4 protein-coding genes and 1 pseudogene are annotated in these 11,806 nt (G+C 69.8%); 4 read left to right on the top strand and 1 reads right to left on the bottom strand.

The features are described 5' to 3' along the window. Positions 1 to 740 precede the first annotated feature (740 nt). Complete coding sequence (locus tag OO48_RS40890) at positions 741 to 4,778, bottom strand: polymorphic toxin-type HINT domain-containing protein (RefSeq protein WP_051733337.1); 4,038 nt, start codon at positions 4,776 to 4,778, stop codon at positions 741 to 743. A gap of 409 nt (positions 4,779 to 5,187) precedes the next feature. On the opposite strand from OO48_RS40890, the gene OO48_RS39430 reads away from it, so the two are divergent. The 4 genes and pseudogenes from OO48_RS39430 to OO48_RS41325 form a co-directional block, all read left to right on the top strand. Beyond that, positions 5,188 to 7,089, top strand: a complete 1,902-nt coding sequence (locus OO48_RS39430) for an FG-GAP-like repeat-containing protein (RefSeq protein WP_051733334.1) — start codon at positions 5,188 to 5,190, stop codon at positions 7,087 to 7,089. Between the two features lie 265 nt (positions 7,090 to 7,354). After that, entirely contained in the window at positions 7,355 to 9,526 is a 2,172-nt protein-coding gene (locus OO48_RS35625; protein ID WP_245194902.1) for a glycoside hydrolase family 27 protein, read from the top strand. Between the two features lie 474 nt (positions 9,527 to 10,000). After that, positions 10,001 to 11,536 carry an FG-GAP-like repeat-containing protein gene (locus OO48_RS32780; RefSeq protein ID WP_033223018.1) on the top strand — a complete coding sequence of 512 codons (1,536 nt, stop codon included), beginning with the start codon at positions 10,001 to 10,003 and terminating at the stop codon, positions 11,534 to 11,536. Between the two features lie 97 nt (positions 11,537 to 11,633). After that, positions 11,634 to 11,806: pseudogene (locus tag OO48_RS41325) on the top strand (ISL3 family transposase); the annotation flags it as partial.

The following is an 11,806-nucleotide window of genomic DNA, read 5'->3' as shown; positions in this document are numbered from 1 at the left end:
AGCTCACCTTCGAGCAGCTCGTCGCGCTCGGCCGGGCCGGGGTCGACTGGGCCGCCGAACTCGCCCCGGTGCGCCGGGAGATGGAGGAGGCGGCGCGGTAACGGTCCTGTGGAACGCGGGCTGGTACTACGGGGAGTGCGGCGCCGAAGGACAGGCGGACTTCGAGGACGACTGCTGGGGGTCTCGGGCCATGTGTGTGAGGACGAGTCGGCGGTGCCGGCCGGAGGGGAGCGGTGGTGTTCGACCAGGCGCATCGGCTGGCGGTGGCGCGGGTGCGGGTACGGGTGCGGCGCCAGGCGCCGCGCGTCCCCCACCAGATCCGTCACGCCCGGATCAACGAGCCCGGACCCTTACCGTTTCGGGTCAATACGAACGGCTTGGAGTGGCCCCACCTCAGCCAGCGCGGCTGAGCCCCCGAGGACGGGCTCAAACACGGTCTCAGGAGAGGCCCCGTCTGCCTTTGGGCCTCTCCTGAGACGCTATGGGGTCAGCGAGCGTCGGGCCCCGATTCGGGGCCAATGTAGATTTCCACGCCGTCATCACCCCAAGCCCTGTTGTATCCGCCGCTCGGAGCGGAAACAACGAAGAAATCAGCCTCTAGAGACACCATCCCATCATCGCCTCCCGCAGGCCACTCCACAGTGATCGTCTTGCCTTGCTCCAGTGTGTATTCGGCCGCGGTCGGCTCGAAAGCTACTGTAACGCAGCGGTCTGAGCGAATGAGAAATCGCATAATTTTCCTAGAGGTTGTCCATGAGATACTGGAACAGATCCTGACGCGACCTGGCGCTGGGGTTGATGGCTCCAGGCCTGTCGGCATGCTTCGCTTCTGATTTATCGGCGATATTCTTGTAGAAGTTCCGCCAATACTGGGCGTCCTCCTTGGTCATGCCCGCTTCTCTCATTTTCTCAACGTGCTCTGGCGTCTTTAGCTTGCTTGCATCTTGGAGGCTGTGCCCTCCCCACGCCGCCTCACCGAAGTCGTTCCTGGTCTTGAATTTCATCCGCTCCCATATCGCGTCAAGTGTTTTGACATCGGGGACGGCCCATTCACAGTCCGAATTATGGACCAGGAGCGGGATGGTATCGGCTAGCACGTAGTACGAGTGGAGGTCGGCGACGGTGAGGTTGTAGGCGGGTTGGAGGGCGGTCCAGTGCCGGACGGAGGCGACCTGGGTAGTGGCGCCGGTGTCGGTGCGCAGGGTGTCGCCGACGCGGATGTCGCCGGCGTCGGTCCACTGGGTGGTGTTCTGGGTCCAGAAAGGGTGGTGGTCGGTGGCGGTGACTGTGCCTTGCTGGGTCTTGTCGGGGCTGGTGACGGTGAGTTCGGTGAAGTCGAGGTCGTCGGGGGTGTAGATGGTCGCTTCGACTCGGTGTGATCCGCTTTCGCCGGCCTGTGGGTCGGCTGCTTGGACGGTGTCGCCGATTCTGATCTGTTCGATGGGCTTTGTGGTGCCGTCGCCCATGAGGACGAGGGTCCCGGCGGGGAAGCTGTTTCGGACACAGATCTTGGCGACTGCAGCTGCCGCCTTCTTGGCGCCGGTGAGCCAGCCCCAGGCGGCTTCGACGCCTTCGAGGGCCTTCTTGCCGAACTTCTTGATGAACTTGGCGCCGGCGCTGGCCCAGCCTGCGATGGGGATCATGCTGAAGCAAGAGAGGCCGAAGTCGACGCCGCTGGCGTAGTCGGCGAGGTATTCGCCGCCGGTCCACAGGCAGTTGATGAGGTCGGCGGCCTCTCCGACGCCTGGTACCAGCCCGATGATGTCGAGCTTGGTGTGCATCATGTCGGCGAAGCGGTCGTAGCTGGTGTAGTCCTCGGGGTTGAGGCTGGTGCCGAAGTACTTCTGGAACGCCAGCATCCCGTTGAGCACGTCGTTCCAGTCGACGCCGCTGTCCTCCGCAGATTCACGGAGTTGCATGTAGGCCCAGAATGCCTCCTCCTGTTGCGCGGCGCGGTCGGCTTCGGCGATGGCCTGGGCTTGTGCGGCATCGCTGATCGCGGCGGCGTGCTCGTAGGATTCGTGCGCGTTCTCCGCGGACTGGCGGGCGGCGGCAACGGCGGTGTAGGCGGTGTCAGCGGAGCCGCGGGCCGCAGTGGCGCTGGCGCTGGCGCGCAGGGCGGATGCTTGGGCATCGAGGGCGCTGGCGCGGGCCTGGTGGGCGGCTTGCTGGGCTTGTGCTGCGGAGGTGTGGGCTTGGGTGGCGGAGGTGTCGGCCGCGGTGGCGGACTTCTGCGCGTCCGTGGCGTAGCCGGCGGCGTCGGTCGCGTAGCGGTCGGCGTCGGCGGCGGCTTGTTGGGCTTGGTCGGCGGCGTTGTTGGCGTCGGCGGCGGCCTTGGCGGCGAGGGCGGCGTTCTGTTGGGCGAGGGCGGCGCTCTGCCAGGAGCCAGCGATGGTGTTGGTGATGGTGGCTTCGTGGGCCCGGGTGAGGTCGTCCTGCTGTTTGGCTCGGTAGCGGCCGCTGGTGAGGAAGTCGGTCTTGGCCGGGCTGGGGCTTTCGATGGCGATGGCGGCGGCGAGTTTGACTTCTTCGCCGCCGCCGTCGCCGCCGGTCTCGAGGAGTTGGGAGATCTTGACCTGGTCGTCGGCGGCCTTGGCGGTGTACTGGCCGCGGGTGAGGAAGGCGGTCAGCGCGTCGACGGTGTTGGCCTCGAGGGCGGCTTGGGCCGCGGCCTTGAGGGCGGGTCCGCCGGTCTCCAGGATCTGGGAGGTCTTGACGCGGTACTCGTCCAGGGCGGCCTGGTGGCGGCCGGTGGTCAGGAAGGTGTGGACCTGGGCCGGGTCATTCGCGGCCAGGGCGTTGGTGGCGGCGGTGCGTACCGCGGCGAACTCGCTGTCCTGGGCAAGTTGCTGGGCTTGGAGGAGTTCGTCCTGCTGCAGGGAGGCGGTCCAGCCGGAGCGGACGTAGTCGATGACGGCCTGGTCGGAGCCGGTGAGGGCGTACTCGGCGGCGGACTTGCTCCAGGGCCCGCGGGTCTTGAGGGCGGTGAGAGCCATCTTGCGGCCGTTGGCGACGATGGTGTTGGTGTCGGCGCCGCTCTGGGCGGCCTGGGCGGCGAGTTGGGCTGCGGTCTGGTCGAGTGCCAGGGCCTGCGTCTTGGCCTTGTCGGCCTCGATGACGCTGAGGTCGAAGGCGGCCTTGAGGTCGCGGGCCTGGTTGATGCCGGTGGCCTTGCGGGCCTCGCGCTCCTCCTGCTCGCTGGCCAGGGCGACCTGGTGGACGGCAACGGCCTTGTTCACCGCTGCTGTCGCGGTGTTGGCGGCTTCCGCCGCGCTGGCGGCGTGCGCGGTGGCGCGCTGGGCCGCGGTGGTGGCGTTGCCGGCGTGCAGGGAGGAGTTGCGGGCGGCCTCGGCGGCGTTGGTGGCGTGGGTGGCGGCGGAGCGGGCCGCGGTGGCGGCCTCGCGGGCGGCGGTGGCGGACTGGTCGGCGAGGTCGGCGGCCTTGTTCGCCGAGCGCTGGGCCTCGGCGGCGTGGCGCTGGGAGGAGGAGGCGGCCTGCTTGGCCTCCTCCGAGTAGGCACCCGCGGCGTTGGCATAGTCGTTGGCCTGGTTCGCGGCCAGGGTGGTGAAGGCGAGGTCGTTCAGCGCGCCGAAAGCAGACCGGGCCGCATCGCGGGCCCCGACAGCGGCACCGGCGGCGCGGTCGGCCGCATCCGCGGCGTACTGGGCGCGGCCGGCGGCCTGCTCGGCGGCCTTGGCGGCCTGCTCGTCGACCTTGCCCTGCGCGGCCCAGGTCAGCGCGCGGCCGGCTGCCTCATCGGCGCCGGCGGCGGCGGAGGCGGCCTGCTGCGCGGCGGCGGCGGCCAGGCGTGAGGCGGTGTTGGCGGCCTGTGCGGCGCTGATGGCGGCCTTCGCCGCAACTGCGGCCTGGCGTCCCGCCTCGGCGGCGCGCTTGGCGGCGGCGGCGGCCTTGGCGGAGTCGCCTTGTGCGGCGGCGGCCTCGTCCCGGGCCTTCTCCGCCGCTTCGCGGGCCAGGCGTGCCCCGGTGACGGCCTGGTCGGCGGCTTCGAGGGCGGCGTCCTTCTCGCGCTCGGCCTGGTCGCTGGTCTCCTTGGCCTGCTGGGCGAGCTGGGCGATGTCGGCGTACTCGCGGTCGCGGGCGGCGGCGATGTGCTGACCGACCGCCAGGAACTCGGTGATGTCCTCGAGCGAGCCTTCCAGGGCGAGCATGCCGGCCTGCTTGGTGGCCGGCCCGCCGCTCTCGACGATCTGCGAGACCCGCACCCTGGAGTCGCTCTCGCGGGTGACGTCCTGGGTGTGTGTCAGGAACTCGCTGACGGCCTCGGCGGAGCCATCCAGCGCCTTGAGGCCGGCGGCCTTGGTGGCCGGCCCGCCGGTCTCGATGATCTGGGAGACCCGTACCCGCTGGTCCTGCGCCAGAGGCGCCTTCCAACCCTGGTCCAAGAACGCGGCGAAGGCCGTCTTGTCGTGGCTGTCGAGCGCGGCCGCGGCCGCCTTGCGCAGGGCCGGACCACCGGTCACGGCGATCTGCAGGAGCGCCTGCTCGTTGTCCTTGGCCTCGGCATCGGCCCACGTGCCCCCCTGACCGGAGCCGCTGGCACCGAGGAACGCGGCGACCTTGTCGTCGCCCCCTGCGAGGGCCTCCTCCGCGGCGGCCTGCACCGAGACGCCGCCGTCCTTCCATGCCTGCAGCACCCGCCCCCGGTCGGTCAGCACCGGACCCGCGGGGGAGGTGTCCTCCGCCGCCACTGGCGTCGCGGACACCAGCGACACCATCAGCGCGAGCGGCAGCACCCCGCGGCACAGCCACCGCACCACGGACCCCCTCCCCTTGAATATCTCTCTACGCCTGCGTGAACTCACGAAAACCCCTCATCAAAAGTCTGAAACACCGGATTTTGGCAGCACGAAACCAGCCCAGGGAAGGCCGGGCGGTTTTTTCGCCCGCCACCCCGGGTGCATTTCAGTATTCGGAAACCCCCCTCAGTAACCCCCAGTTGCCCGTCTCGACGCAGTTGGTAGGCATACATTAAGGTCTGCGCCTGACGGGGCGCCAGGACGCATCAGCTGGCAAGATGCCCGGTTTGCCCTCGAAAGCGCGAAAAGAAATATTCATCCCCAGACAAAGCAGAGGTTTTTCATGAGGCACCGTGCTTCGGGTGCGATGGTGGCGTCAGCCGCTCTCGCCGCCACCGTCTTTACCGGGCTGGCATCCGCCCCGCCCGCATTGGCCGACACCACCGCAACCGACGTCCCGTCCGCGGTCGAGGACGGCGCCTACCCCGGCGCCGCCCAGATCCTGGCCGATCGGGGCATCACCCTCACCCGCGGCGACGGCGGCATCACCCTCGCCGACTGCACCCAGCCCAGCAGCTACCAGATCAAGGTCCTCGCCCGCACCACGGACGAGGACGACGGCGACACCATCTGCTTCGCCGCCCCCGGCGCCACCGGCTACCTCGCTTTCACCATCCCGGACGCCTACCGCATCACCACCTACAACCGCTCGGTGCGCGCCAGCCTGTCCACTGACCAGAAACCCACCGAGACCACCGACGTCCCGGCCAACGGCACCAAGGGCATCGGCGAGACGATCGATCCCAGCACCCGAGCCGTCCTGCTCGAACTGCGCGTCACCGGCTCCACCGCCACCCCGACCACCGGCCAGCCCGCCGACCCCGCCACCGCCTTCACCGCCCACCTCACCATCGGCGACACCGGCCGCACCTGCACCGGAGCGCTCGTCGACCCGTCCTGGGTCCTCACCGCCAAGTCCTGCTTCGCCGACGACTCCGGCACCGTCACCGCAGGCGCACCCAAGAACACCACCACCGCCACCCTCGGCCGCACCGACATCCACACCACCGGCGGACACCAGAGCGCGATCGTCGCGCTCGTCCCCCACGCCGACCGCGACCTGGTCATGGCACGCTTGCAGACCCCGGTGTACGACATCGCCCCGATCGGCCTGTCCACCACGGCACCCACTGGCGGCGGCGCGCTGAGCACCGCCGGCTACGGCCGCACCGCCACCGCTTGGACCCCCGGCACCCTCCACACCCCCGCCACCACCACCGGCACCGTCACCGCTGGCGGCTTCGACCTCACCCCCACCGCTCCCGGCCTGATCTGCAAGGGCGACGCCGGCGCACCGCTGTGGCGCACCGAGAACAACAAGCCCTCCCTCGCCGGCATCGTCGCCCGCGCCTGGCAGGGCGGCTGCCTCGACACCCCCACCACCGAAACCCGCACCAGCGCCCACGCGGAACGCACCGACAACATCGGGGCCTGGGTCACTTCCACCATCGCCACCACCCCGAAGCGGGCAGGCAGCGAGTCCGGCGGTACGGGGCGGGTGCGGTACGCGGACTGGGACGGCGACGGCCGGGCGGACCTGCTGACCGTGGCGGACTCCGGCGCGGTGCACGTGTACCTGAACCGTGGCGGTGACGGCCACGGCGGCTGGGAGGACTACGGCCAGGTCGCCACCGGTATGACCACCGACAAGTCCCGGGTCCGTTTCGCCGACTTCGACGGTGACGGCAAGGCCGACTACATCGTCATGCAGACCAGCGGCGCCGTCGGGGTGTTCCTCAACAAGGGCGGCGACGGCCACGGCGGCTGGCAGGACTGGGGCCAGGTCGCCACCGGCCTCGGCAACGCCGACCAGGTCCGTTTCGCCGACTGGGACGGCGACGGCAAGGCCGACTACATCGCCATCCAGGCCAGCGGCGCCGTCGGGGTGTTCCTCAACAAGGGCGGCGACGGCCACGGCGGCTGGAACGACCAGGGCGCCATCGCCCAGGGCGCCACCTCCGACCGCACCCGGCTGCGTTTCGCCGACATCGACGGCGACGGAAAGGTCGACTACAACATCATCAACAGCGACGGATCCGTCACCACCTACATCAACAAGGGCGGCGACGGCCACGGCGGCTGGACCCTCCGCAACAAGATCACCAACGGTGCGACCACCAACCAGAACATCGTCCACTTCGCCGACCTGACCGGTGAGGGCAACGCCGACTACCTGCTCATCGACGGCACCACCCAGGCCTACGCCTACAACGGCGGCGACGACCTCGGCGGCGCCTGGATCTACCTCGGCCAGATCGCCGGCGCGCTCTGACCCACCGCTCCGGCACGCCCGTGGGCGTGCCGGAGCGCCCTGCGGTGGGCGGTCGCGGACGGCGCTGTCGCTGTCGGCTGACAGGCCGACGGGTCGGCCGTCTTGCAACCGGCGGAGGGAACCATCCACCCGCCCTACTGCGAGCCGAATGCGCTGTGCACTTCTAGGTGCGCCCGGGGCGGCCCCCGTTCGGTTCCTCCCCTTGCCGGGCGACCCGGTGGGGCGCGGGGCTGCCGTGAAGGTCTGGACAAAGAGGGAGGAAACAGTGAATTCGATCCGCACACTGCGGACGCTCGGCGCCGCAATGGCGCTGACGGTGGCCCTGGGAACCACATCGGGCGCCTTGGTACTGGGCAGCGCGCCGCAGGCGCGCGCACTCGACAACGGGCTGGCCCTGACGCCGCCGATGGGGTGGAACGACTGGAACGCCTTCGGCTGCGAGGGCCTCGACGAGGCGCTGGTGTTGAAGACCGCCGACTTCCTGGTGAGCTCCGGCCTCCGGGACGCGGGGTACCAGTACGTGAACCTCGACGACTGTTGGATGCAGTCCGCGACCGGATGGGACGACCCGACCGACGGCCGTGACTCCGCGGGCCGTCTCCAGCCTGATCCGGTGAAGTTCCCGAACGGCATTGCCAGCGTGGCCCGGTACGTCCACGCCAAGGGCCTCAAGCTCGGCATCTACGAGAGCGCGGGCTGGCGCACCTGCACCTTTCCCGCGGTGCCGGGCACCGACCGCTACTTCCCCGGCAGCATGGGCCACGAGGCCGTCGACGCCCAGACCTTCGCGGACTGGGGCGTCGACCTGCTCAAGTACGACAACTGCGGCAACTTCTTCAAACCGAACGACCCTTCGGTACCGGGTGGCAAGGACTGGGCGTCCAGGTTCCCGGTGATGGGAAAGGCGCTCAAGGACACCGGCCGCCCTATCGTCTACAGCCTCTGCTCCCCGGCCGAGCCCAATGTCACCGTCGCCCCGCAGGTAGGGAACCTGTGGCGCACCTCCAAGGACATCTCACCCACTTGGTCGGTACCGGCCGACAGCGCCTACGGCTCGCTGCTGCAGAACTACCACGAGAACGCGAAGTTCTCCGCCCTCGCACACCCCGGCGCATGGAACGACCCTGACATGCTGGAGATCGGCACCACGACCGACATGGGTGCCCTCACCCCCGACGAGGCGCGCTCCGAGTTCAGTCTCTGGTCAGTGATGGCCGCTCCGCTGATAGCCGGGACCGATCTGAGCACCGCCTCCCCCGAGACCCTGGCCATCTACGGCAACCGCGACGTGATCGCAATCGACCAGGACCCGCTGGGCAGGCAGGGCGTACCGGTGCCCTCCGCCCCGGGGACCTCGGTGCTGGCCAAGCCGTTGGTCAACGGCGACGTGGCAGTGACGCTGTTCAACGAGAGCGAGGTGCCGAGGACCATCGCCACCACCACGTCGAACATCGGGCTGCCGGCTTCGCCGTCCTTCCGCCTCACCGACCTGTGGACACGTACCGCCAGCACCACCGACGGCGTGGTCTCCGCCGTCGTCGCCCCGCACGCCACCGTGATGTACCGGGTCTCCACGGGCGTACCCGGTAAGGTCTCGCTGCAACTGACGGACAGCGCGGGCGCCATGGCCAGCCAGACCGGCGACCTCACCACCGGAGCTTTCGCCCCGCAGTGGTCACACCCCGACGGCGGCGGCCTCACCAATCTGACCAGCGTCCCTGCCGGGCCCCTGGTCCACGTCTACGGCGTGGCGGGCGGCCGGGTCTTCGGCGAGGACCTGGACACCGTCACCGGCGGTTGGAGCGGCTGGGCGGAGGTCCCGGGCGGCGCCACCGGTGTCAGGGACATCAGCGCGAGCATCGTCAACAACGTGGTGCAGCTATTGATCGCGGGCTGGGACGGGTCGATGTGGATCCAGCACGGCGACTACAACGCCGGACACTTCGACACCGCTTGGACCAGGGTCGACAACGCCCCGCTGTCCAGGCTGACCAGTGTCGCGGCAGGCACCGAGGTACACCTCTACGCCATCGCGCAAGGCCGGGTCTACGGCGAGGACCTGGACACCACCACTGGCACGTTCAGCGGCTGGTCGGAGATCCCCGGCGGTGCCACGGGCGCCGTCGACCTGACCGCAAGCATCGTCAACAACGTCGTCCACCTGGAGATCGTCGGCGGAGACCGGACCATGTTCGGCCAGGTCGGCGACTACAACGCCGGCCGTTTCAACCCGACTTGGACACAGCTGCCGGGCAGTGGCCTCAGCGCGCTGACCAGCGTCGCCTCCGGCACCCACGTGCACGTCTACGGCACGGCGGGCGGAATGGTCCTCGGCTCCGAGCTGGACACCACCAGCGGCCGGTGGAGCGACTGGTCCGAGGTCCCAGGGGACGCCACCGGCGCAGTCGATCTGACAGTGGCCGCCGTCGACCGGTGATGTGAGGGCCCGGTGATGTCGGAGACCTCGGGCGCAGTGAAGAAGGCGACGAGAGACGACCGGCACAGCCCGCACCGGGGCGGAGGAGTGAAAAGGCGCACTGGACGACCCGTCTGACGGCCCAGCCGAAGGGCTGGGCCAGGGACGTGACAGCGCCCATCGTTGCAAAGGGCGCAGCATCTCATGGTGACAATCTCGACGAACCATCCGGGAAGGGAGGGACGCGACGCGGGAACGCTACTGCGCCGGACCTCGGGTTGCCCAGTCCCTGGACAGGTGGAGCTGGCGTGTAGTGCCCGGTCTTCCCTCACGAGCTGATCGACCACACCGCCCGAGCCGCGACGCGGTCGCCACCAGCACCGCCACCACCTTTTTCGATAACGACGGCGGCAATCAGGACGCTCCCGGCCAGATCGACTACGGGCAGATCGCCGTCGGCGCCCGAACCACGAAACACAGCAGGGAAGGATCCCCATGACCCGCACCATCACACTCGCTCTAGCCACGATCGCCTCGATGGCCGCGATCACTACCACCGCCCCCACGGCGTCAGCCGCCGCGCCCGCCCCCGCGCCGGTGCTGCGGGTGATGCCGCTGGGCGACTCGATCACTGCCGGGTACCGGAGCAGCACAGATGCCGGCTACCGCGGGCCGCTCGCCGACTTGGTGGCCCAGCAGAACCGGTACACCGTCGACCTGGTGGGCTCGAACCACAACGGCGCGGTCGCCGACCCTGACAACGAGGGCCACAGCGGGTACGTGGTCAACGACATCGCGGCCGGGATCGACGGGTGGCTGGCCGCCGCGCAGCCGGACGTCGTGCTGCTCCACATAGGCATCAACGACCTGGACCGGGGCACCGACAAGGCCCACGCCGCGGACCGGACGTCGGCGCTGATCGACCGGATCCTCGCCGACCGGCCCGGCGTGGCGGTCCTGGTGATGGGCCTGATCCCGACGACGCCCGACCTGACCGCCCAGGTGGCCGACTACAACACCGCGCTGAGCCAGGCCGTCCAGGCGAAGCAGGCCCAGGGCCGCAAGATCCGCTACACCGCCGCGCCCGCGCTGGCCCCGGAGGAGATGGCGGACGGGCTGCACCCCGACGACCTCGGCTACCGGCGGATCGCGCAGACCTTCGACCAGGTTCTGGACCGGGCTTTCACGGACGGCCTTGCCGCCCCCGCGCCGGCGCACCGCGCCGGTACGGAGTCCGGCGGTTCTGGCCGGGTGCGGTGGGCGGACTTCGACGGGGACGGCCGGTCGGACTACGTGGTCGTCGAGGACGGCGGGGCAGTGCGGGTGCGCCTGAACAGGGGTGGGGACGGGCGCGGAGGCTGGGTCGATCTGGGGCAGGTCGCGGCAGGAATGACCAGCGACCGCGGCCGGGCGCGGTTCGCCGACTTCGACGGGGACGGCCGCGCCGACTACATCCTGATCAACGCGAACGGCTCGGTGCGGGTGTACCTGAACAACGGCGGTGACGGGGGCGGGGGTTGGAGCGATCTGGGCCAGGTGGCGTCCGGGCTGACCACCGACCCCGCGCAGGTGACGTTCGCGGACTTCGACGGGGACGGCCGCGCCGACTACGTGAACACCCAGAACGACGGTGCGGTGGGAGTGTTCCTCAACCGGGGCGGGGACGGCCACGGCGGATGGGTCGATGACGGCCGGATCGCCACCGGCCTCACCACGGACCGTAGCCGCCTGCGCTTCGCCGACTTCGACGGGGACGGCCGCGCCGACTACAACGTGATCAACCCGGACGGCTCCCTCACCACCTACCTCAACAAAGGCGGCGACGGCCACGGTGGCTGGGCCGACAAGGGCCGGACGACGGTCGGCCAGACCACCATCCAGGACACGGTGGCGCTGACGGACATCGACGGCGACGCCCACACCGACTACCTGGTCACCTCCGGCCCGACCACCGCCCTCCTCAACAACGGCGGCGACGGCGGGAACACCCCCGGCTGGATCGACTACGGCCAAATCGCCACCGGCGCCTGACAGAGCCGCACTGCCCAGACGGATGAGGGTGTGTCCAGCCAGCGGCTCTGTCCCGTAATCGGTGGTGACGAAGTGTGACGGCCATCGTTGGCATGGTGTGCGTGATGTCAACGAGCTTGTGGGCGTGGTATTTTCGGGCTTGTCGGCCTTGGTCGTCGAGGGTGTGGCGGACGAGGGCAAGGTCATCCGGGTGTCGGCGCGGACGAGGGATGATCCGGTGCCGTGTCCGGTGTGCGGGCGGCCGACGGGGCGGGTGCACGGCTTCCACGG

It is taken from the genome of Kitasatospora phosalacinea (genome assembly GCF_000716545.1).
GTDB classification, from domain to species: Bacteria; Actinomycetota; Actinomycetes; order Streptomycetales; family Streptomycetaceae; genus Kitasatospora; species Kitasatospora phosalacinea.
This window is presented reverse-complemented; position numbering and strand designations above follow the sequence as displayed.

Coding starts and splice junctions, on each gene's coding strand:
- OO48_RS32780 (WP_033223018.1), top strand. CDS start 10,001: ATGACCCGCACCATCACACTCGCTCTAGCCACGATCGCCTCGATGGCC.